Here is a 21937-nt window from a genome sequence, read left to right on the forward strand (position 1 = left end):
AAGCGCTCTCTGACAGGGCGCCGTTGGGCTTGGGAAGGAGCGGCGTGCGAGGGCGGCAATTGGTCGCCCGCCCGCAGCCGCTTGCACAACCGCGATAGCAAAACCTTGGCATGATGAGGAAGAATATTGGACGAGCGGGGGTTTTCTGTACCTCTTGACCAAGCGTGAGCACTCGTCTTGGCGCTATGCTATCATTTCTGATCCCGCTTCCTGAAAACGGGGGATCCCGCAGAGCCTGAGGCAAGTCACCACTTCGTCCAGGATGATATCCAGTGCCTTGGCCACGCCGGGCTCGCCAGCCACGGCGCCGAACAGGGCGGCCCGGCCGATCGCCGCGACGGTGGCGCCGCGTGCCTTGGCCTTGACGATGTCCGTGCCCGTGCGGATACCGGAATCGATGAGGATCGGGATTTGGGCGCCAAGTGCCTGACGGATAGCGGGCAGGGCATCGATGCTCGATACAGCACCGTCGAGCTGGCGGCCTCCATGGTTGGACACCCAGATGCCATCGGCACCAGCCGCCACCAGTCGCGACGCATCGCCCGGGTGCAGGAGGCCCTTGACCAGCAGCCGGCCTTTCCACCAGTCGCGGATCTGGCGGAAATCGTCCCAGTCGAAACCTGCATGAAGGCTGCCGCCAACACGCGCGGCGATCGTCAGGCCGGCGCTGTTGTCACCGAGATAGCCGCGGACGTTCTCGAACTGGGGCAGACCGCCGCGCAGCAGGCGCAGCGACCAGCCAGGATGAAGCATGCCTTCCCAGAGATGCCGGGCCGAAGGCCGCAGTGGGATAGATATGCCGTTCCTAAGATCCTTTTCGCGCTTGCCACCGGCTTGCAGATCAACGGTCACCACCAGCGTCGAATAGCCAAATTCTTCCGCTCGCCTCACCAACTGGCGATTGAAGTCGAAATCCTTGAGCACATAAAGCTGGAACCACAGCGGCCCCTGTACGGCTCGCGCCATGCCTTCGATGCTGGCCGTGGCCATGGTGGAGAGCGTGTAGGGGATGCTGCGAGCGGTTGCCGCCCTCGCGATGGCAATGTCGGCTCCGGGCCTGACCAGCGCGCAGGAGCCCATCGGGCTGATCACCAGCGGTGTTGGCAAGGTCTCGGACCAGAGCGTCGTGGAAACGTTCGGATGCGAAACATCGATAAGCACGCGCGGCAAAAGTCTGATCTTTTCGAAATCGCTTCGATTGGCGTTGAGGGTGAGTTCTTGCCCCGCCCCGCCATCGATGAATTCGAAGACCGACTTCGGCAGACGACGGCGGGCAAGCCTGCGAAAGTCCTCGACCGAAACATGGCGATCGAGAGCGCCCATCTCAGGTCTGGACCCTGTGCCCGCCGGCAATGAATATCCGGCGCATGAGCGTCTGGCCGACCTTGCCAGGTCCAACAAGATTTATCCTTGGCTTGGTCATATCAGTCGCGCCCGGCCGTGAGCCGGTCGCAGACCGAACGGGTTATCTCGCTGGTCGACGCCCTGCCTTTCAGGTCGGCGCTCAGAAGCCCATTGGCCAGGCAGTCCTCGGTCACGCGACGGATGCGCGCGGCGGCCTGGTTGAGCCTCTCGTCGCCATGCTTGTGGCCGAGCCAGTCGAGCATCGAGGCTGCCGACAGGATCGTCCCATAAGGGTTGGCGATACCCTTGCCGGCAATGTCGGGTGCCGAGCCGTGCGCGGCCTGAAAGAAGCCGTTGGCCGCGCCGATCTCGGCTGAAGGCGCCATGCCCATCCCGCCCACCGTCGCGGCGGCGAGGTCGGACAGGATGTCGCCGAACATGTTCTCGCTGACGATGACGTTGAAATGGCCCGGTTTCACCACGAGATACATCGCCATGGCGTCGACCAGCGCGTGCTCGGTCGCGATATCGGGATAGTCCTTCGCCACTTCGTCGAAGACGGAGCGAAAGAAGGCATAGCTGCGCAGCACGTTGGCCTTGTCGCAGCAGGTCACCCGGCGCACGCCGTCACGGGGCGCGCCGCCCGACTGGCGCGCCAGTTCGAAGGCCTTGCGTGCGATGCGCTCGATGCCGGAGCGGGTCTGCACCAGCGTGTCGACCGCCACTTCGCCGCGCAACAGCGCGCCCGATCCCCGCGCGGCGTAAAGCCCTTCGCTGTTCTCGCGCAAGATGATGTAGTCGATATCGCCGGCCTTCACTCCGCTCAACGGGCTCGGCACGCCCTCGAAGAGCCTGACGGGGCGGATATTGGCATAGAGATCGAGTTCGAAGCGCAGCCTCAGCGTGAAATCCAGGCCTGCTTCGGTCCCATCGGGATGGATGACGCCCGGCAAGCCGCCCGCACCATGCAGGATGGCGTCCGCCTCGCGGCAGGCCTGGAAGGTCGGCTCGGGAAAGCTCTGGCCGGTCTTCAGGAAATGCTCGGCTCCGGCCGGGTATTCGCTGAAGTGCAAGGGGCTGCCGGGACCGAGCGCTGCTTTCACCACTTGAACCGCTGCGGCGCAGACTTCCGGGCCGATGCCGTCGCCATGCACCACGGCGATTTCGTAGACAGGCTTCATCGCCAACTCCCAAATGGTCTAACGCTCAGATGCACTTGCCGCCATCGACGTTGAGGTCGACGCCGGTGATCATGCTGGCCTCGTCGGAGCACAGGAATGCCGCGGCGTTGCCCATATCCGCCGGCGTAGACAGCCTGCCGATCGGAATGGTGGCGACGACGCGGGCGCGGTTCTCTTCGCCGGAGCCGATGAAAGTGGACAGAAGTGGCGTGTCGCCGGCAACCGGATTGATGGCGTTGACGCGGATGCCGAAGGGGGCGAGTTCCACGGCCATGGCCCGGGTTGCGGCAATCGCCCAGCCTTTGGAAGCATTGTACCAGGTCAAATTCGGGCGCGGCGAGACGCCGCCGGTGGAGGCGACGTTGAGGATGGCGCCCGATTTGATGGATTTGAAATGCGCAACGACCGCACGGGCGCCATTGTAGATGGATCGCATGTTGACGTTGGCGATCCGGTCGAACATCTCTTCGTCCATTGTCTCGAGCGCCAAGGGCGGCTGGGCCACGCCGGCATTGTTGACCAGTATGTCGAGACCGCCAAAGGCCGAGCGGGCCAGGTCTGCCGCCGCTTCGAAGCTTCCGAGTGTCGAGACGTCGCCTGTGATTGGCCGCACATTTTCGCCGGCTTCGGCAGCAACGCGGGCCGCGGCGGCCTCATCACGGTCCATCAACACGACCAGCGCACCTTCGGTGACGAATTTCCTGACGATGCCTTCGCCAAATCCCGAACCGCCGCCCGTGACGATAGCGACCTTGCCAGCAAGTCTCATATCTGTTCCTCCGTTGCCGGCACCATCGGGGAAGTCGCGTGCATTGCACAGTCCGATTATCTGAACGCCCTTTTAGCTTTCCTTGTTTGAGGTCGACCGGCGTGGGAGTCATAGTCGCCACGGAATTGTGAGGAGGAAGAGATGACGCTGAATTTCGACCCGCGGGCGAAGGCCACGGCGCTCTACCATGGCGAATTCCGGCCGATGTTCGTCGGCGGCAAGTGGGTTCCGGCACAATCCGGCCAGGAGATGCAGGCGCTCAACCCGGCGACTGGCGAAGTGCTGGCCACGGTGCCGCGTGGCTCGGCGGCCGACATCGATGCGGCGGTGGCCGCTGCGCGCACGGCCTTCGAAGGGCCGTGGTCAAAATTCTCGCCCTACGAGCGGCAGTGCGTGCTTCTGCGCATCGCCGATCTCTTCGAGACCCATTGGGAAGAACTCAGCGTTTCCGACACTCTCGACATGGGACTGCCGATCACGCGCACGCTAGCCAACCGGCGGCGCGTCATCGGCATGCTGCGCTTCTATGCGGGCATGGCGACCGCGCTGCATGGCGAATCCATAGACAATTCGATCCCCGGCGAGATCGTCTCGTTCACAAGGCGCGAGCCGGTAGGCGTTGTCGGCGCGATCATCCCCTGGAACGCTCCGACCGCAGCGTCGATCTGGAAGATCGCGCCGGCGCTCGCCACCGGCTGCACCATCGTGCTGAAGCCCTCGGAGGATGCTTCGTTGACGCCGCTGCTGATCGCCAGGCTGATGCAGAAGGCCGGCGTTCCCGACGGCGTCGTCAACGTCGTCACCGGCACCGGGACAGAGGCCGGGGCGCGGCTCGCTGAACATCCCGACGTCAACAAGATCGTCTTCACCGGCTCGACGCTGACCGGCCAGGCCATCGCGCGGGCGGGCGTGACCAACCTCAAGCGCGTTTCCCTGGAGCTCGGCGGCAAATCGCCGATCATCGTCTGCCGCGATGCCGACATCGACAAGGCGGTTCCGGTCGCCGCGATGGCTGTGTTCGTGCATTCGGGCCAGATCTGCATCGCCGGTTCGCGGCTTTTCGTGGCCCGCGAAATCCATGACGAATTCGTGCGCCGGGTCGCCGAGTTTGCCGGCAGGCTTCGCATCGGCCATGGCATCGAGGCGGAAACCGAAATCGGCCCGCTCATCAATGCCAGGCAGGCCGGCAAGGTGGTGGGCTATATCAAGGCCGGCCGCGACGAAGGCGCGGAACTGATGGCGGGCGGCTCGCGACTGACCGGCGGGCCCTACGACGGCGGCAATTTCATCGCGCCGACTGTCTTCGGTGCGGTGTCGGACAAGATGACCATCGCGCGTGAAGAGATCTTTGGTCCGGTGATTTCGGCGATGCCGTTCGACACGCTCGACGAAGCCGTGGCGCGGGCCAATGCGACGCCCTATGGCCTGGCGGCCGGCATTTTCACCAGTCATCTTGGCACCGCCCACAAGCTCGCCCGCCGCATCAAGGCCGGCTCGGTATGGGTCAACATGTACCACGCCATCGACCCGGCGGTGCCGTTCGGCGGCATGAAGATGTCCGGCTACGGCCGCGAGGGAGGCATCGAACATCTGCATGAATATCTGGAGACCAAGTCGATCTGGATCCAGACCGACTGAGGGTGCGCTGATATTCAGGAGAGGCCGGGCTGCCAATGGCGGCGTTCCCAACGCACCATTCTCGGCGCTCGTGCAAGGTGCCTGTCCGAAGGCGCGACGCTCAGTTTGCCAGTTCGCGCAAATTGGTGCGGATGAGGTTCATCAGCTGTTCGGAGAAGGAGTGGTGCACATAGCCCCGCGCGGTGATGATGCCGACCGAGCGGTGGGCGTCGCGATGGTCGATCGGCACCACCCGCATACGCTCGTCATTGCGCGAAATGGCGATGCCGGGCACCACGCAGACGCCAAGTCCCGAACACACCAGCGCCACCGCCGTCTGTGCGCTTTCGACCTCGTATTGCGGCTTGAACTCGATGCCTTCCGCCGCCGTCAGCCGATCGACAAGGCCGCGCACGGCGGTCTTGCGGCTGAGCAGGATGAGCGGATAGCGCAGCAGGTCCGAGAGCAGCAGCTTCTTTTCGCCACCGTATATTTCCGTGGGGATGCAGGCCATCAGCGGATCGTCGAGGATGGACTCGAACTGGAAGTCCGTCAGGTTTGGCAGTTCGGGGCCGATGTAGAACTCGACCTCCTGCTGTTGCAAAAGGCCAAGCGCGGCCTGCGGCGGGCTCTCGATGACCTCGACGATGCTGCGTGGATAGCGCAACTTGAATGTCGCCAGGATATCGCCCAGCCGGCTTGCCGCGAGCGTCGGGGCGCAGGCGATCTGCACTTTGCCCTTGCGCCGAGCGGCGACCTCCGTCAGGCGGTCGAGGCTGGTCTGCACCTGTGACATCACGTTGGCGATCTCCTCGAACAGGATCTGGCCTTCCGGCGTCAGGCTGGCACGCTGTGCGGTGCGGATGAACAGCGAGATGCCGATCTGCTCCTCAAGGTCGCGAATCTGCATCGAGACCGCCGATGGCGAACGGTTGCTCTCCTCGGCAGCACGTCGGAAGCTGCCGTTTTCGGCGGCAAGCAGGAACGTCTGCAGAAGTTTGAGGTTGACGCTGGGCATATCCGCTCGGGCAGGGTGATCTGACCCCTGACCTATTCAGACGCGGAACCGATTGCAAGGCAATAGGGCAGGCCAGACATTGGTCCTGGCTTGGCCGGCAAAAGTGTCTCTCTTGTCGAGCCGCTCAATGAACCGCGGCGAACATGACGCGTTCCTCGGTGGCCTCCGAAAGCATCATCTCCTCGACCACGCGGCCGCGCTTGACCACCAGAATGCGATCCGAAACGGCGAGAATTTCAGGCAGGTAGGACGAGATGACAACGACGGCCATGCCTTGCTCGGCGAGATCGCTGATGAGCTGGTGGATCTCGACGATGGCGCCGACGTCGACCCCGCGTGTCGGCTCGTCGAAGATCACCAGCCTCGGCTTCTGAATCAGCGATTTGGCGATCACGACCTTTTGCTGGTTACCGCCGGAGAGCTCGATCATCCGGGCTCGGTCGCTGGTCTGCCGCAGGCTCAGACGTTCGCCCCATTCGCGGGCAAGTTGCCTGGCTCGCGCCAGCGACACCATGGAGACGGGATTGGCGCCCTCGGTCAGTTCACCCATTTGCAGGTTCTCGCCCGCGGTCATGGTTTCGAAGAAACCGTCGACCTTGCGATCCTCGGTGACATAGACGATGCCGTCGCGCACCGCAGGCCTGGGCACCCGATAGCGCACCGACTTGCCGAGCAGGCGGATCTCGCCGCCGTGGAAGATGTTGCGCTTCAACAGTCCGGCGACGACCTTGGCCATTTCGGTGCGGCCGGCGCCGACAAGGCCGAACATGCCGGTGACCTGGCCTGAAAACACCGAGAAGGAAGAGTTGCGCACCAGGCCGGCGCAGGACAGATTCTCGACCGAAAGCACCTTGTCGCCGTAGGGGCGCGCCGTGCGCTTGACCTCGCCATGCAGCGTTTCGGTGAGCGTGCGGCCGACCATGGCCTGCACGATCGAGGCGCGGGTGAAGCCCTTGGCCTCGCCGGACGCGACGATCTCGCCATCGCGCATGACCGTGATGCGGTTGGCGACGGCAAGCGCCTCTTCCAGCGCATGGGTGATGAAGATGACGGCGATGCCCTCCTTCACCAGCCGCTGCAAAAGTTTGAAGAAGTGGCTCTTCTCTTCAGGCGTCAGCGTCGCGGTCGGCTCGTCGAAGATGATGACGCGAGCCTTGTGGTGGACGGCGCGCGCGATCTCCACCATCTGCTTGTGCGCCGCGCCCAGCGTGCTGACCTGCGCGGACGGGTCGACCTGGAAGCCCATGCCGGCGAGGAACTGCCGCGCCCGAATGTAGAGGCCGCGCAACCGGTTGAACATCTTCTCTTCGCCGAGATAGAGATTCTGCGCTACCGTCATGGCCGGCACCAGGTTGGTTTCCTGGAACACCATGGCGATGCCGGCGCGCAGCGCTTCGGCGGGCGTGGCGAAGGACACATCCTTGCCGTCGAAGGTCATCTTGCCCTCGGTCAGCTTGAAGACACCGGCCATGACCTTGGTCAGCGTCGACTTGCCGGCGCCGTTTTCCCCGAGCAGCGCGTGGATTTCGCCTTTGCGCAGGTCGAAATTGACATTCTTGAAGGCCGGAATGCGCGCGAATGCCTTGGCGGCATCCCTGAGTTCAATGATGTTGGCGTCCGACATCGCTTAGCCTCGCTTGCCGCTGGCGGCGCTCGCCACGCGTACGATCCTCGATCCGCCGCGCGAGGCGACCAGCAGATCATCGCCCAGCTCGCAGGCGCTCAGCGTCCCGTGCACCTTGCCGTCTGCGCGCGAATGGAAACTCGACAGCGGCTTCATGTTCTGGTCGCAAAGAACCACCAGCCCGTAGGACCTTGTCACCGCGTATGGCTTCAGCACGTTCATCTGCTTCAACTGGCTGCCTTGCATGGGCTCGCGATAGTCGCGCCATGAGCCGAGCGACGGCGCCATCCAGTAGGCCTCCGGGACTTCCGCCAGCATGCGGGTGCGGTAGGTCTCCTCGCGCAGGATGAACTCCACCAGTTGGTTGCGCACGGAATAGAAGGTCAGCCAATAGCCGGCGTTGAAGGCCGGGGCGATGCGGGCGGGGTAGGCCGGCAGATGCTCCAGCACGGGCAGCGTCGCCTTGGTGGCAAGGTCGATCGCCAGCACGCGGTGGCGCCAGGCCTCCGAAACGTAGATGCGGTTGGAGCCGGTGGTGGCGATGCCGGCCGGCCAGGCCAAGCCGTCCCTGACAAGCTCCAGCCGGCCGTTTTTTAGATCGAGCCGCCAGACCGAACCGGACACGCTCTTCTGCATCAGGTCGCGACGCCAACCGCTCGCCGGCACTGAGGCCGAACCGTTGGCCACCAGCAAGGTGTTGCTGTCGAGGAAGGTGAGAGCGGTGATGCAGGAGAGGCGCCGAGCCTCCTCACCCGTCGCCTCGCGCCCGTCATGCAGGCCGCCGTGGACGACGACGCCCTTGCCGTCGATGGCCATCGCGGTCATGCCGCGGGCATGGGCGAGTGCGGTGATCTCGCCCGGAAATTCCTGCAAGGTTTCGGCATGGCCGTCGGCGCTAAAGCGCATCAGCCGGTTGGCGCTGCTTGCCAGAATGCCCTTTTCGGTGCGTACGAGATTGTCGGCCTCGGCGAGGCCGGCGAACGGCTCGGCTTCCTCCAGTCCTTGGTTGGGCAGCAACGGCCCGTCGAGCGTCGGCACGGTCACTGCCCACTCGCCACGGCCGAGAAAGCGGTCAAGAAGCTGGCTCAAACCGCTCATGGCTTTTTGCCCCAGTAGGAATCCGAGCTGAACCAGTCGGGATCGACGCCTTTCAAGGGCAAGGTGCCCATGCGGTTGTTGAAGATGCCGCAGAGATAGAGGATGCCCTTGTGCTCGCGCATCGAGGTGATCATCGGATGCTTCTCGCCGGTCTGGTCCCACAGGCTTTCGAGGATCTGGCCGTTCTCGTCGAAGCGCAGCACGCAGCCGGTGTTGAGATTGGGCATCAGCCACGCGTCTTCCGATACGCGCCGCGCCATGCGACGGCGGAAGCTCGGCATTTCAAGCGAGAGATCCAAGGCCGGCGTGCGCATGCCCATCAGGGCCAGCCAGTAGGTACCGTCGGAGGCGCGGTTGATGTTGTCGGGATAGCCGGGCAAGCCCTCGATGACGCGCTCGACTTGGCCCTTCTTCGGGCCATCGAAATAATAGCGGCTGATGCGGCAGGCCCAGCTTTCGGCGAACAGCACCGACTGGCCGTCGAAGGCCGTGCAAATGCCGTTGGGGAAGACGAGGTTCGACAGCAGTGTGCGTGTCGAACCGGATTTGGGATCATGGACGATGATGCGTCCGTTGCCGCGGCTTTCCAGCGCGTCGGCATACCAGTCATGCATTTCGAAGCGCACGGTGGCTTCCGAAAAGACGATGCGGCCGTCCGGAAGAATGTCGCAGTCGTCGGCGAGCTTCATGGTCGAGTCGTCGACCACCGAGGTCAGTGAGCGGTTGGTTTCGGCGGTCAGCAGCTTTACGTCGCCGGCCGGCGAGACCTGATAGAGGCCCATGCCGGCGACGCAGATGACGAGATTGTCGTCGCGGTCGAAAGCCATGCCGAGCGGCGAGCCGCCAATATGTGCGAACACTTCGCTATCGGTGTAATGGGGCGGCTGGAAGCGCAGGATCTCGCCCTGGCGGCTGCCGGTGTAGAGACGGTCCTGCCGGTCGAAGATCACATCCTCCGCGCCGTCGAGAACGCCGAGGCCGATGACGCCGACGTCCTTCAACCGGTCATTCACCGCCATTGGCGCGCCGGGCGCGGTCGAGATCGCCTGCGGCATCTTGGCGAAGGTTGGCGAGATGTAGACGCTGCGCAGGATCTTGTGGCGGTTCTTCACCCAGCGAACGTCGAGAAGCACCGACAAAAGCAGCACGATGCCGAGGATCAGGAAATTGACCGGGCCGGGCACGGCCAGCGCAAGCAGGCTGTTCGACAGGACAAGCACGAAGACGGTGCCCATCAGCGCCTTGGCGACCGAGCCGCGCCCGCCGCCTAGCGAGATGCCGCCGAGCACGGTCGCGGTCAACACCTGCAGTTCGAGACCGGTGCCGATGTCGGAAGCGGCACTGCCGATGCGGGCCGAGAAGAAGAAGCCGGAGAGCGCCACCAGTACCGAGCACAAGACATAGGCGCTGAACAAGATGAAGCGCACATTGATGCCGGCATTGTAGGCAGAGCGGCGCGCGCCGCCGACCGCGAACAGCCGCCAGCCATAGCGGGCGCGCGACAGCACGAGATGGATGATCAGCGCGATGACGACGAAGACCACAAAGGATGTCGGCACGCCCCAGATCGTACCGAAACCAAGAAAATCATAGGCTGGCGAGTCCGGACCGCTGGTGACGATCCGGGTCGAGACCTGGGGAAAGACGATGTCGAAGGTCGAGCGGTAGATGATGAGCGTCACCAGCGTGGTGAGAAACGCCCGCATGCGCAGGAAGCCAACCAGGAAGCCGTTGATGGCGCCGCAGACGACGCCGAGGCCCAGGCACGCCAACAGGCCGGTACCAAAGCTCCACTGCTCGACATTCATCCCATAGAGCGTGACCAGCACGGCGAGCGCGAAGGTCGACCCGACAGACAGATCGATGCCGCCTGACACCATGACGATGGTCATGCCGAGCACCACAAGGCCAAGCTCGGCGGTCTGGCCGCTGAGATTGGTCAGCGTCGCCAGATCGAAGAAGCCCGGCACGATCGAGCCGAAGATCGCGCACAAAATGACCAGCGCCATGAAGGGAATGACGCTGTCGATCCACTTCTTGGTCAGGATCTCCCCGACCACGTGGTCGGGGAGCAGGCGGTAGCGCCAGCGCACAAGGCTTTCAGCCATGCTCATCAAGGAAGTCCGTTACTTGAGCTCGTCCAGCTTCCAGCAATTCCTGCCGGTCGCATTGGCCTTGTCGACGCGGGTGATCGGACCGAAGAAGATGGTCTTCTCGCTGCCCGCCTGCCGGCCGGACTGCTGCAGCAGCTCGGAAATCTGTTGTGCTGCGATCTCGGCCTGGATCGGGGCATTAAAGTTGAAGATCACGTCGAGCAGCCCGTTCTTGATGCTCTCGCAGCCCGTGGCGCTGCCCGCGCCATTGGTGACGATCGTCACCTGGTCCTGCTTGCCGGCGGCCACGACGGCGGCACCGGCGCCGACCTCGGCATTATCCCAGATGCCCATGATGCCGCACAGGTCCGGATGCTGCTGGAGGACCGTCTCGGTGATCTGGCGGGCCTTTTCGCTCATGTAATCGGCCGGCTGGTCGGAGACGAGCTGCAGCTCGGGATTGGCCTTCAGCACCTCGTCGATGCCGGTGCGCATGTAGATGTTGGCGGCACCCGTCTGGACGCCGGCGAGCCAGACCACCTTGTGCGAGACGGCATTGGGCCCGGTGCAGTGCTTGACCAGTTCGCCCATTTCGAGACGGCCCATTTCGATCCAGTCGTTGCCGACATAACTGTCCGTCTGGGTGGCCGACTGCATGTTGACTTGCAGCACCTTGATGCCGGCCGCCTGCGCCTGTTTCAACAGGCGTGCGTAGGTCTGGACGTCGGGGTTCTGCACGATGATCAGGTCCGGCTTCTCGGCGATGGCGCCCTGCATGGCGCGAATGCCGGCATTGGTGTCGCCGGAGGGATCGCGCACTTCGAGGCTGAAGCCGTAGCGAGCGGCGTGACGCTGCCACACCACCACCCAGGCCTGGTTGAGGTCCATGCCCTGCGAGATTGGCACGAAGATGACCTTCTTGCCCTTGAGCGCCTCGAGATAGGTGGAGCGGCCGACCTGATCGGTTTCCTGCGCCGTGGCGATTTTCGCCGCGCCCAGCAGCGCCAGCGCTGTCATGCCCGCGAGCAGGCAGTTCTTGAACAACTTCATGGTATCCTCCCAGATTTATGTCTCGGTTCTTGTTTCAGATGTCGCCGCTTTGCGAGGTCTGCTCGTCGCGCGGATTGATGATGGCGTCGATCGCCAGCGCGCCCAGCAGGATCACGCTCTTGATCAGGTTCTGGCTGGTGTAGCTGAAGTTCAGGATCGTCATGCCGTTGGTCAGGATGCCGACCAGGATGGTGCCGACGATGACGTTGCGTACGCCGCCCTGGCCACCGGAGAGGCCGATGCCGCCCAGTACGACGACCAGCAGCACGTCATAGATCAGGCTGGAATTGTACAGGCGCGTGTCGATGCCGGTGACCAGCCCCAGCATGATGATGCCTGCGATATAGGCAATGAGGGCGCTGATGACATATTGCGTCACGATGATCGGGCGCGTCGGCAGCCCGGTCGTGCGGGCCGCGTTCGGGTTGTCGCCAGTAGCATAGACCAGCCGGCCGAAGCGGGTCTTCCTCAGGAAAAAGCCCATGAGCGCGGCCACCGCCGCGAAGATGATCACCGACATCGGGATGCCGAGGATGGTTCCGTTGCCGACGAATTTCAGCCAGCCGATATCGGAGGGGGCATAGAGCACGTCGGACGCAAAGACGATGCGGCCAGAGCCGTAGACCGAGGACGCGATGGCAAGGGTGGCGAAGATCGGCGGAATTTCGGCCACCGCCACCATGACGCCGGTGAACAGGCCGATGGCCGTGACCAGGATGGCGCCGAAGACGACGGCCAGCGTGAAGTCGACGCCCCAGGTGGAGATCCAAATGCTGAAGGCGACGCCGACGACCATCACCGCCACCATGGTCAGGTCGATGCCGCGCCCAACGACGATGAACCCCATGCCGACGGCCAGCGTGCCGAGGATCGAGACATTCTTGAGAATGGCAAGGATGTTGCCCTGGCTCAGGAAATTGTTGAGCGTCGCCGAGAACACCAGGAAGAGGACGGCCGAGATCGCGCCGACGACGAGTTCCTGGGACATTTTGATGCCCAAGCGCGCGGTGTCGGATTTGCCCGAACCAGCCAAGTCTGTTCCTCCCTCGCTGCCGGTTTGAACCGGCGGCGTGCCAAAGCGGCCTTGCCCCAGGGGCTTTGCCGCGACGACGTTCCTCCACAGCCCTAAGCCGGCTGCTTGCGTAAAGACCATCGCGGCTCAGGGCGGCAGGGGCAATTTCGATTTTCTGATGCGCTGTGCAGTTCGTCAGTGTGGAAAAAGAGGATGAGGAATCGTCGGTTGTGTGCTCTGCCGGATTTCACCTGTCGCAAAGCTCAGCCCGATGCCGGCAGCGTGCCGCGATCCCCGTGACGGTACTTTCCTGAGTGACGGGAGTGTCAAGTAAGGCACAAGCGGGCCCTGCTCTCCCTGGGTTTCCGTCCTACAGGCCGTTTCCATCGATCATCGCCATCAGGCAATCGCCAGCTTGTGTGCCGCTGATGCCCAGATCACGCACGCTGTTCATGTGGTTTCGGTCATTCAGGCGGAGGTCGCTGACAGGGTGCCCCTGCGCGCGCAAGCGCTTTCCGAAGTCGGCGGCCTGCTGGTGAAAAGGTGACGTTTCCTGATCTCCGACGAGAATGGTCGCTGCCGTCTCCGGGTCATGCCACCGCGTCATTGGGGTGAAGGCAGCTGCCTCCTCATCGGTGATGCCGATTAACGGCTGGAGGAAGGAGGTCTGAAGGGGCTTGAGGTCGTAAAGGCCGCCTAGCAGCAGCGCCGCACGTATGCGCGACGGCATTGGCGCCTTTTCGAACAGGAATGTGGCCAGGTGCGCACCCGCCGAATGACCACTTACGCTTAGCCGGGCAGGGTCGCCGCCATGGGCGGCTATATTGTCCAGCACCCATTGTTTGGCACGCCGGATCTGGTCGACGATTGCCGCCATCCTGAATTCGGGCATCAGCGCATAGTCGACGATGACCGCGATCGCCCCAGCTTTGGTGACTGTGTTCGCTACATAAGAATAGTCGCTCCTGGAGAACATGCGCCAGTAGCCACCATGGATGAAGATGTGCACGGGAAGATCCCTGCGCACACCGGGCGGAAAGAACAGGTCCAGCCTTTCGGCCTCGCCCTCGCCATAGGCGATACCAGCCGACATTGGCAGGGTCGCCCGGGTTTCGGCGCTGCGAGTCACTATGTCGGTCACGATATCGTCAAAATCGGCCACATGGTCGCGCGTGCGGAAAGGGTCCTTTGATATGACCGCCGGTTCAGAAGGTGACGGCAATATACTTAGCCTCCATGAACTCGGCGATGCCGTGGTGCTGGCCACCTTCGCGGCCAAGGCCGCTCTGCTTGACGCCTCCGAATGGTGCGGCCGGATCCGACATCAGTCCCCGGTTGAGGCCGATCATGCCGGCCTCGATCCCCGACGCCACCCGCATGCCGCGCCCAACATCGCGCGTATATATGTAAGCGGCCAGGCCATATTCCGTGTTGTTGGCATGGGCGATGGCCTCGGCCTCGGTGTCGAAGCGTGTGATAGGTGCCACCGGGCCGAAAATCTCCTCGTGCGCCATCTCCGCATCCGGCGGCACCTCGGACAGCACTGTTGGCGGATAGAAGAATCCTTCTTCCTCCGAAATCGCCCCGCCGCAAAGCACCTTGGCTCCCCGGCCCACCGCGTCCTTGACCAGGCGATCGATTTTGTCGACAGCCTTTCTGGTGATCATCGGCCCGCACTCGGTGTCGGCATTCGGGCCCGCCCCCACCTTAAGTGCCGCCATGCGCTTGCGGAGCCCGTCGGCAAAAGCATCATAGATTCCCGATTGCACATAGAGGCGATTGGCGGCGGTGCATGCTTCGCCGGCGTTGCGCATCTTGGCGATCATCGCGCCATCGAGGGCGGCGTCGAGATCGGCATCGTCGAAGACGACAAACGGGGCATTGCCGCCGAGTTCCATAGAACACGAAATGACATGCTTTGAAGCCTCGCCGAGCAAGGTTCGGCCGACACCCGTCGACCCCGTGAAGGACAGCTTCCTGACCCGCGGATCGGCAAGCATGGCCGAAGTCAGCGGCCCGGGACTGGTCGTGGTCAGCACGTTGACGACGCCGGCAGGCACGCCGGCTTCGCTGTAGAGTGCCGCCAGCGCATAGGCCGTCAGTGGTGTTTCGCTGGCCGGCTTCAGGACGACAGTGCAGCCTGCCGCCAGCGCCGGCGCGATCTTGCGGGTCGCCATCGCGGCCGGAAAATTCCACGGTGTGATCAGCACGCAAATTCCGATCGGCTCATAATCGACCACGATCCGGTTGGTGCCGGATGGCGCGGTGCCGAATTCACCGGTGATCCGGACCGCCTCTTCGGCATTCCAGCGGAAGAACTCGGCGGCATAAGCCACTTCGCCGCGCGCGTCGCGCAGCGCCTTGCCGTTCTCCAGCGAGATCAGCATGGCGAGCGTTTCGGAGCGTTCGACCATCAGTTCGAAACAGCGCCGAAGGATTTCCGAGCGTTTGCGCGGCGCAGTTTCCCGCCATCTCCTAGCTGCTTTGGCCGCCGCCTCGACGGCGGCGGTGGCGTCCTCGACCGTCGCATCGGGAACTGCCGCGATCACCGCCCCGGAGGAGGGATCGACGACATCGATGAGCCGACCGTCGGAGGACGACCGCCAAGTGCCGTCGATGTAGAGTCCGTGCGAAAAACCGCGCACGTCATAGCCATCCTGGTCGAGTTGCTGAGCGTTCAAATTCATCGCTTTGTTCCGTTTCTCACATAACGCAGGCGGCGAGGTCGCCGTCATGGGCAGCCTGGACGAGGCGTCGCATCGTGCCGAGATCGAACGCACGCGGATTGTTCTTGATCAGGCGGTCGATGCCGAGCGCTTGCTCAGCGGTCCAGTCAAGCTTATCGGCAGGGAGGCCTAGATCAGCCAGTGTCGGCGTAATACCGATCGCCGCGAACAATCGCCTGATCTCCTCGATCGTGGCGGCTGCCATCTCGTCGGCGGTTCGCGCCTTGGCCTCCAAGCCAAGTGCCGCGCCGATCTCTGCCATCTCGTGAGCGGCGACGCGGCTGTTATAGGTCATCACGTAAGGCATCATTGTGGCCACGCCCAAACCATGGGCGGTGTGGGTGAGGGCGCCTGCCGGGTATTGCACGGCATGCGCCGCCGCCGTGCCGGCGGTGCCGAACGCGCAGCCCGCCGCCAGAGCGCCCATCATGACATCGGCACGCGCGTCGGCATCCGTGCCGTCGCTGCAGGCTTTCTCCAGACTCCGGCCAAGCAGCTTTATCGCGAGCAACGCGAAATGGTCTGTCAGCGCAGTCTTGCCGATGAAGACATGCTGTTGCGGCAGATTGGGGTCTTCACCGCGCCGCATGGCGGTGAAGGCCTCAATCGCATGGGTCAAAGCGTCGGCGCCGGCGATCGCGGTCAGGCCAGGCGGACAGGTCATTGTCAGCTCGGGATCGCACAGAGCGACCGCGGCGATAAGGTGAGGGCTCGATATGCCGACCTTGAGCGTCCGGTCCGGGTCGGAAATCACCGCGACCGGCGTCACCTCGGAGCCGGTGCCGGCCGTGGTGGGTACGGCGATCAGCGGCAGTGTCTGACCCGGCACCTTGAACTCCCCGTAATAGTCCTGGAGCTTGCCGCCATGGCTGAGCAGCAGGGTGGCGCATTTGGCGAAATCGAGACAGCTGCCGCCGCCGATGCCGATCACCATATCCGGCCCGAACCCCTTCGCTTCCTCGACGCAGACGCCGACCGTATCGCGTGGCACGTCGGGCAGAACACGATCATGCACCAGGACCTCGATCGAGGCTGACTGAAGGGACTTGATGATGTCGGCGAATACCGTTGTGCCCGCGAAACGCTCGTCGGTGCAGACCAGCGCGCGTCGGCCGAACCGGGCGGCGACCGTCGGCAGCACATGGCGTTGCCCCTTCCCGAACAGGATTTCACGCGGCAACCGCAGGGCGGCGAAGAGGGTCATGATTGGTCCTTTGGCGGCTGCTGACTGGAAACGGAGGCATTGAACTCGGTCTGGATCGGACGGTTTAAGAGTGTGTCTCTCGCACTTAAAAGATATCCGCTTTAAAATCGTATAGGATATAGGATTGCATCCGCGGAACCATCGTGTTAGCAGTCCTCACTGTCAAGAGGCAAAATATGCAGACCGCAAACTTACCCGACCCAAGCGACGCCAGCATTGGAGCTGGTCGCATCCAGCGCGCCAACAGTCTCGTCGAAGATGTCTATGAAGCCATCTTCGCGCAGTTGATGGCGCTGAAGATCCCCCCCGGCTCGCGCATCACAGTCGACAGCTTGGTCAAGGAATTCAACGTCTCGCACACGCCGATCCGGGAAGCCCTCGGACGGCTCGAAGGCGAAGGCCTGGTGCTCAAGACGCATCTGATTGGTTATCGTGCCGCGCCCCAGATCACCCGGCGCCGTTTCGACGAATTATACGAGATGCGTCTGCTGCTCGAGCCGCATGGCGCCGCAAAGGCCGCCGCAACGATGGACGACGCCAAGCTCGATCTGTTGCTCGAAGCTGCCGGCGTGATGTCACGCCGCGAAGGCAAGGATGATCGCGTGCGCTATTCGAATTTCGCCAGGCAGGATGCGATCTTCCACGACAAGATCATGGAGTTTTCTCAAAACGAACTCATCCGCGAGACGTTGAGCCACCAGCACACGCACTTCCACATCTTCCGCCTGATGTTCCATGCACGCGTGACCGAGGAGGCGCTTGACGAACACGAGGCGATCCTTGCCGCGTTCGGCTCGGCCGATCCCGATGCCGCCGAAAAGGCGATGCGCATCCATATAGAGCACTCGCGCGATCGCCTGCTCCCGGCATTCGATTGAGGTCGGAACGGATGTCCATTGCCGCGAATATCGCCGGGGAGGGCGGGAGCACGTTGTCCAGCGAAGCGCCTGGTTCGCTTGAACCGGTGCTGCGCGCCCAGGAATTGTCCAAGCAATACGGCCCAGTGACGGTGCTGTCGGACGTCACCCTGGACGTCCTGCCGGGAGAGATCCACGCCATCATTGGCGAGAACGGTGCCGGCAAGTCGACGTTGATGCGGCTGCTGTCCGGCTATGTCGAGCCAAGCCACGGCACGTTGTCGATGAACGGACACGCGGTGAAATTTGCCAAGCCTGCCCAAGCACAGGATGCCGGTATCGCTTTGGTTCATCAGGAGATCCTGCTCGCTGAGGGGCTCACGGTCACCGACAATCTGTTTCTCGGGCGAGAGCTTTCGCGTGGCCATGTCGTGGATGACCGCACCATGCGCCGGCTGGCAACCGAGAAACTGGCGCAGATCGGCTGCGCGGTCTCGCCAAGGGCACTGGTGCGCGACGTTTCGCTGGCAGACCGGCAGATGGTGCAGATCGCTCGCGCCCTGCTTGACGACCACAAGGTGGTTATCTTCGACGAGCCGACCGCCGTTCTGACCGGTGGCGAGGTCGAGCGCCTGCTGGAGATCGTCCTGCAACTGAAGGCTCACGGCACCGCCGTGCTCTATATCAGCCACCGGTTGGATGAGGTGCAGCGGGTCGCAGACAAAGTGACCGTTCTGCGCGACGGCAAGATGGTCGGCACCTATCCCGGCAAGACGCTGAGCCAGATGGACATGGCGCGGCTGATGGTCGGGCGCGAACTGGCAGCGCTCTATCCTGAGAGAACCGCAGCGCCTTCGGATGTACCGATGCTGAGCGTGAGGAACGCCTCCGTTCCCGGCTATGTGGAGGACGTGTCGTTCACGGTCCACAAGGGCGAGATCCTGGGGTTCGCCGGTATGGTCGGCGCAGGCCGAACCGAACTCTTCGAGGGCATTATCGGCTTGCGCCCGGCAGTTGCCAAGATCGAACTTGAGGGCAAGTCGGTCCATTTCCAATCGCCGCGCGCGGCGATCGACGCCGGCGTCGGTTACCTGACCGAGGATCGCAAGGGCAAGGGACTGCTGCTGCAAGAGCACCTGGCGCCTAACCTGACGCTGTCGGCGCTCGATGTGTTTCATCCCGGCCTCTCGATGGGTCGGCGCCGCGAAGCGCAAGCCCTGGAACAGGCCGTGGAGACATATGACATCAGGCTGAAGAGCCTCGGCGCCAAAGCGGCCCAGCTTTCCGGGGGCAATCAGCAGAAGCTGCTGCTGGCGAAGGTGCTGCTGACCGATCCTTCGGTGGTCATTATCGACGAGCCCACGCGTGGCATCGACATCGCCAACAAGGCGCAGATCTATGCCTTCATCCAGGAGCTTGTGGCCAAGGGCAAGGCCTGCATCGTCATCTCTTCGGAGATGCAGGAATTGATCGGCATCTGCGACCGCATCCTGGTGATGCGCGAAGGCCGCATCACCGGCGAGGTCAGTGGCGCCGAAATGACCGAAAGCAATGTGGCGGTACTGGCGACCAGTGGCCCCAAGCAAGGGCCAAAAGCCAAGGGAGGCACAAAATGGCTGTCATGAGCGAATCCGCATCCAGGCGTCGCCCCCTCGATCTCAACATCAGTTGGACCGATATCGGGCCTTTTCTTGCGCTGGCAGCTCTGCTGGTGGTCGGTTACCTCATCAACCCCGATTTCCTGTCCGCCACCAACCTCGCCAACGTCATCACCCGCAGCGCCTTCATTGCTATTATCGCGGTCGGCGCGACATTTGTGATCTCGTCGGGGGGGCTCGATCTTTCCGTCGGCTCGATGGCCGCCTTCATCACCGGCATCACCATCATGTTCATGAACGCGGTGGCGCCGCATGCCGGCATCTGGGCTATTCCCGCCGGTATGGCGGTTGCGATCCTGGTCGGCCTGGTGTGCGGGCTTGCCAACGGGCTCATCGTCACGGTCGGCAGGATCGAACCGTTTATCGCCACGCTGGGCACGATGGGGATTTTCCGGGCGCTGATAACCTATCTGACCGATGGCGGCACGATACCGATCGACAGGTCGTTGCGCGAGGCCTACCGGCCTGTCTATTTCGGCACGGTCGGCGGGATCCCGGTTCCAATCCTCATATCCATCGCAGTCGCCGCGGTCGCATCCTTCATCCTTTACAAGATGAAATATGGGCGCAAATGTGCGGCGGTCGGCGCCAATGAGGATGTCGCCCGTTATTCCGGCATCTCGGTGATCAGGACACGGACCGTGGCCTATATCGTCCAGGGTGTCTGTGTGGCGATTGCCGCGATCTGCTACGTGCCGCGCCTGGGCGCCGCAACGCCGACAACCGGACAGCTTTGGGAACTGCAGGTCATCACCGCCGTGGTGATTGGCGGCACCGCATTGCGCGGCGGCAAGGGCCATGTGTGGGGGACAGTCGCCGGCGCCGTCATCCTGGAACTCATCGCCAATCTCATGGTGCTCTCGGACTTCGTCTCCGAATACCTCGTTGCCGCTGTTCAGGGCGTCATCATCATCATCGCCATGCTCATCCAGCGGTTTTCGAATTCGAAATAGCGCCGCGTCCGGACCACGCGGATTAACGTTCTTGTAGGTCCAAGGGAGAAGACAATGTTCAGTAGAAAATGGATTGCGGCAGCGACACTTGGCGCGCTGCTGCTGGCCGGCCAGGCCATGGCGCAAGACAAGAAGGTCATCGCGGTGTCGATACCGGCCGCTGACCACGGTTGGACAGCGGGCATCGTCTACCACGCACAAGCGGCGGCCAAGGAAATCAACGCCGCGTTCCCGAACGTCGAAGTGGTCGTGAAGACGTCGCCGTCCGCGGCGGAGCAGGTCAGCGCGCTTGAGGACCTGTCGGCCAGCCGCAAGCTGGATGCTCTGGTGATCCTGCCTTACAGCTCGGAAGAGCTGACCCAGCCGGTCAAGGCTATCAAGGACATGGGCACGTTCATCACCGTCGTCGATCGCGGTCTGACTGACGCCTCCGTCCAGGATCTCTACCTCGCCGGCGACAATATCGCGGTTGGCACCAACACCGCCAAGTTCATGATCGACAAGCTTGGCGGCAAGGGCGACGTCGTTGTGTTGCGCGGCATTCCGACCGTCATCGACGACGAGCGCATCAAGGGCTTCCAGGACACGATCAAAGGCACTGATCTGAAAGTCCTCGACATCCAGTACGCGCATTGGAACAGCGACGAAGCCTTCAAGCTGATGCAGGACTATCTGGCCAAGTACCCGCATATCGATGCGGTGTGGGCCAATGACGACGACATGCTGCTTGGCGTGCTCGAGGCGGTCAAGCAGTCGGGGCGGACCGACATCAAGCTTGCGCTCGGTGGCAACGGCATGAAGGACATCGTCAAGAAAGTGATCGACGGCGACGCCATGACGCCGGTCGAGACGCCATACCCGCCGTCGATGATCAAGACCGCGATCTACATGACAGTCGCCAACCTGATCGGCCAGGCACCCGTCCGTGGCACCGTCAAGCTCGACGCGCCGTTGATCACCCAGGCCAACGCCAAGGAATATTACTTTCCGGATTCGCCATTCTGACCCTATCCGATTTCACAGAAAGGCAGGCGCAGTCTGCGCCTTGCCTAGCTCAAAACACTGAGAGGAAGAGCCATGCCAGGCAAAAAGATACTGATGCTGACCGGTGAGTTCACCGAAGAATACGAAATCTTTGTCTATCAGCAAGCGATGGAAGCCGTCGGTCACACCATCCACGTGGTATGCCCGGACAAGAACGCCGGAGATCTGATCAAGACCTCGCTACACGACTTCGAGGGCGACCAGACCTACACCGAAAAGCTCGGCCATTATGCGCTGATCAACAAGACTTTCTCGGAAGCCGAGAGGCAACTCGATCAGTATCATGCCGTCTACTGCGCGGGCGGCCGCGGCCCGGAATACATCCGCACCGACAAGCGCGTGCAGGCGATCGTGCGCCATTTCCACGAGGCCAAGAAGCCAATCTTCACCATCTGCCACGGCGTGCAGATCCTGATCGCTGTCGACGGCGTGGTGCGCGGCAAGAAGGTCGCGGCACTCGGCGCCTGCGAGCCGGAGGTGACACTGGCGGGTGGCACCTATATCGACCTGTCGCCGACCGAGGCCTATGTGGACGGGACAATGGTTTCGGCCAAAGGTTGGACGGCGCTTGCTGCGTTCATCCGCGAATGTCTGAAGGTGCTGGGAACGGAAATCCGCCACGCATAAACTTCTGGAACCGACGCATTCGCCAAGGGATGCGTCGGTTCCCTTCAACAGCGCTTCCATAT

18 protein-coding genes are annotated in these 21937 nt (G+C 62.9%); 6 read left to right on the top strand and 12 right to left on the bottom strand.

Annotation, left to right across the window (positions count from 1 at the left end; translation table 11 throughout):
- Nucleotides 1–183 precede the first annotated feature (183 nt).
- From A4R29_RS06305 to A4R29_RS06315, 3 genes are all read right to left on the bottom strand, one after another.
- On the bottom strand, nucleotides 184–1323 hold the full coding sequence (locus A4R29_RS06305; protein WP_024502410.1) for an alpha-hydroxy acid oxidase: 1140 nt from the start codon (nucleotides 1321–1323) through the stop codon (nucleotides 184–186).
- Nucleotides 1324–1424: 101 nt separating this feature from the next.
- On the bottom strand, nucleotides 1425–2525 hold the full coding sequence (locus A4R29_RS06310; protein ID WP_063171496.1) for an isocitrate/isopropylmalate dehydrogenase family protein: 1101 nt from the start codon (nucleotides 2523–2525) through the stop codon (nucleotides 1425–1427).
- Between the two features lie 25 nt (nucleotides 2526–2550).
- A complete protein-coding gene (locus A4R29_RS06315) occupies nucleotides 2551–3294 on the bottom strand; it encodes a glucose 1-dehydrogenase (protein WP_013533144.1) in 744 nt (247 codons plus the stop codon).
- A gap of 141 nt (nucleotides 3295–3435) precedes the next feature.
- Between A4R29_RS06315 and A4R29_RS06320 the strand changes: the two genes are divergently transcribed.
- Nucleotides 3436–4932, top strand: coding sequence for an aldehyde dehydrogenase family protein (locus A4R29_RS06320; protein WP_063171497.1), 1497 nt, complete (start codon nucleotides 3436–3438; stop codon nucleotides 4930–4932).
- 100 nt (nucleotides 4933–5032) lie between these two features.
- Here the strand turns inward: A4R29_RS06320 and A4R29_RS06325 are convergent, their stop codons facing one another.
- The 9 genes from A4R29_RS06325 to A4R29_RS06365 form a co-directional block, all read right to left on the bottom strand.
- A complete protein-coding gene (locus tag A4R29_RS06325) occupies nucleotides 5033–5929 on the bottom strand; it encodes a LysR family transcriptional regulator (protein WP_013533142.1) in 897 nt (298 codons plus the stop codon).
- Between the two features lie 124 nt (nucleotides 5930–6053).
- Complete coding sequence (locus A4R29_RS06330) at nucleotides 6054–7553, bottom strand: sugar ABC transporter ATP-binding protein (protein ID WP_063171498.1); 1500 nt, start codon at nucleotides 7551–7553, stop codon at nucleotides 6054–6056.
- Nucleotides 7554–7556: 3 nt separating this feature from the next.
- Nucleotides 7557–8651 (bottom strand): NHL repeat-containing protein, encoded by a 1095-nt coding sequence (locus tag A4R29_RS06335; RefSeq protein WP_063171499.1) that lies wholly within the window; start codon nucleotides 8649–8651, stop codon nucleotides 7557–7559.
- Nucleotides 8648–10765, bottom strand: coding sequence for an ABC transporter permease (locus A4R29_RS06340; protein ID WP_063171500.1), 2118 nt, complete (start codon nucleotides 10763–10765; stop codon nucleotides 8648–8650). Before A4R29_RS06340 ends, A4R29_RS06335 begins: the two co-directional genes overlap by 4 nt.
- A 12-nt stretch (nucleotides 10766–10777) precedes the next feature.
- Nucleotides 10778–11794, bottom strand: a complete 1017-nt coding sequence (locus tag A4R29_RS06345; protein WP_063171501.1) for a sugar ABC transporter substrate-binding protein — start codon at nucleotides 11792–11794, stop codon at nucleotides 10778–10780.
- 34 nt (nucleotides 11795–11828) lie between these two features.
- A complete protein-coding gene (locus A4R29_RS06350) occupies nucleotides 11829–12782 on the bottom strand; it encodes an ABC transporter permease (RefSeq protein WP_244506919.1) in 954 nt (317 codons plus the stop codon).
- 394 nt (nucleotides 12783–13176) lie between these two features.
- On the bottom strand, nucleotides 13177–14001 hold the full coding sequence (locus A4R29_RS06355) for an alpha/beta hydrolase (protein WP_063173599.1): 825 nt from the start codon (nucleotides 13999–14001) through the stop codon (nucleotides 13177–13179).
- 10 nt (nucleotides 14002–14011) lie between these two features.
- The gene (locus A4R29_RS06360) at nucleotides 14012–15493 is read right to left on the bottom strand and encodes an NAD-dependent succinate-semialdehyde dehydrogenase (protein ID WP_063171503.1); all 1482 of its coding nucleotides are present in this window, start codon (nucleotides 15491–15493) and stop codon (nucleotides 14012–14014) included.
- A gap of 16 nt (nucleotides 15494–15509) precedes the next feature.
- Nucleotides 15510–16736: an iron-containing alcohol dehydrogenase gene (locus A4R29_RS06365; RefSeq protein ID WP_013533134.1), complete on the bottom strand. Its 1227-nt coding sequence runs from the start codon at nucleotides 16734–16736 to the stop codon at nucleotides 15510–15512.
- Nucleotides 16737–16912: 176 nt separating this feature from the next.
- Here A4R29_RS06365 and A4R29_RS06370 point away from each other — a divergent pair, with 176 nt between their 5' ends.
- The 5 genes from A4R29_RS06370 (at nucleotide 16913) to A4R29_RS06390 (ending at nucleotide 21875) form a co-directional block, all read left to right on the top strand.
- The gene (locus tag A4R29_RS06370) at nucleotides 16913–17614 is read left to right on the top strand and encodes a GntR family transcriptional regulator (RefSeq protein WP_013533133.1); all 702 of its coding nucleotides are present in this window, start codon (nucleotides 16913–16915) and stop codon (nucleotides 17612–17614) included.
- A gap of 11 nt (nucleotides 17615–17625) precedes the next feature.
- Complete coding sequence (locus tag A4R29_RS06375; RefSeq protein ID WP_013533132.1) at nucleotides 17626–19218, top strand: sugar ABC transporter ATP-binding protein; 1593 nt, start codon at nucleotides 17626–17628, stop codon at nucleotides 19216–19218.
- Nucleotides 19206–20204 carry an ABC transporter permease gene (locus A4R29_RS06380; protein ID WP_013533131.1) on the top strand — a complete coding sequence of 333 codons (999 nt, stop codon included), beginning with the start codon at nucleotides 19206–19208 and terminating at the stop codon, nucleotides 20202–20204. The genes A4R29_RS06375 and A4R29_RS06380 overlap by 13 nt, the downstream gene beginning before the upstream one ends.
- A 54-nt stretch (nucleotides 20205–20258) precedes the next feature.
- On the top strand, nucleotides 20259–21209 hold the full coding sequence (locus A4R29_RS06385) for a substrate-binding domain-containing protein (protein WP_013533130.1): 951 nt from the start codon (nucleotides 20259–20261) through the stop codon (nucleotides 21207–21209).
- 72 nt (nucleotides 21210–21281) lie between these two features.
- Nucleotides 21282–21875: a DJ-1/PfpI family protein gene (locus tag A4R29_RS06390; protein ID WP_013533129.1), complete on the top strand. Its 594-nt coding sequence runs from the start codon at nucleotides 21282–21284 to the stop codon at nucleotides 21873–21875.
- Nucleotides 21876–21937 lie beyond the last annotated feature (62 nt).

The sequence above is a fragment of the Mesorhizobium ciceri biovar biserrulae genome (assembly GCF_001618845.1).
GTDB lineage: Bacteria > Pseudomonadota > Alphaproteobacteria > Rhizobiales > Rhizobiaceae > Mesorhizobium > Mesorhizobium ciceri.

Coding starts and splice junctions, on each gene's coding strand:
- A4R29_RS06380 (WP_013533131.1), top strand. CDS start 19,206: ATGGCTGTCATGAGCGAATCCGCATCCAGGCGTCGCCCCCTCGATCTC.
- A4R29_RS06345 (WP_063171501.1), bottom strand. CDS start 11,794: ATGAAGTTGTTCAAGAACTGCCTGCTCGCGGGCATGACAGCGCTGGCG.
- A4R29_RS06350 (WP_244506919.1), bottom strand. CDS start 12,782: ATGTCCCAGGAACTCGTCGTCGGCGCGATCTCGGCCGTCCTCTTCCTG.
- A4R29_RS06330 (WP_063171498.1), bottom strand. CDS start 7,553: ATGTCGGACGCCAACATCATTGAACTCAGGGATGCCGCCAAGGCATTC.
- A4R29_RS06385 (WP_013533130.1), top strand. CDS start 20,259: ATGTTCAGTAGAAAATGGATTGCGGCAGCGACACTTGGCGCGCTGCTG.
- A4R29_RS06315 (WP_013533144.1), bottom strand. CDS start 3,294: ATGAGACTTGCTGGCAAGGTCGCTATCGTCACGGGCGGCGGTTCGGGA.
- A4R29_RS06325 (WP_013533142.1), bottom strand. CDS start 5,929: ATGCCCAGCGTCAACCTCAAACTTCTGCAGACGTTCCTGCTTGCCGCC.
- A4R29_RS06340 (WP_063171500.1), bottom strand. CDS start 10,765: ATGAGCATGGCTGAAAGCCTTGTGCGCTGGCGCTACCGCCTGCTCCCC.
- A4R29_RS06305 (WP_024502410.1), bottom strand. CDS start 1,323: ATGGGCGCTCTCGATCGCCATGTTTCGGTCGAGGACTTTCGCAGGCTT.
- A4R29_RS06390 (WP_013533129.1), top strand. CDS start 21,282: ATGCCAGGCAAAAAGATACTGATGCTGACCGGTGAGTTCACCGAAGAA.
- A4R29_RS06375 (WP_013533132.1), top strand. CDS start 17,626: ATGTCCATTGCCGCGAATATCGCCGGGGAGGGCGGGAGCACGTTGTCC.
- A4R29_RS06310 (WP_063171496.1), bottom strand. CDS start 2,525: ATGAAGCCTGTCTACGAAATCGCCGTGGTGCATGGCGACGGCATCGGC.
- A4R29_RS06335 (WP_063171499.1), bottom strand. CDS start 8,651: ATGAGCGGTTTGAGCCAGCTTCTTGACCGCTTTCTCGGCCGTGGCGAG.
- A4R29_RS06320 (WP_063171497.1), top strand. CDS start 3,436: ATGACGCTGAATTTCGACCCGCGGGCGAAGGCCACGGCGCTCTACCAT.
- A4R29_RS06360 (WP_063171503.1), bottom strand. CDS start 15,493: ATGAATTTGAACGCTCAGCAACTCGACCAGGATGGCTATGACGTGCGC.
- A4R29_RS06370 (WP_013533133.1), top strand. CDS start 16,913: ATGCAGACCGCAAACTTACCCGACCCAAGCGACGCCAGCATTGGAGCT.
- A4R29_RS06365 (WP_013533134.1), bottom strand. CDS start 16,736: ATGACCCTCTTCGCCGCCCTGCGGTTGCCGCGTGAAATCCTGTTCGGG.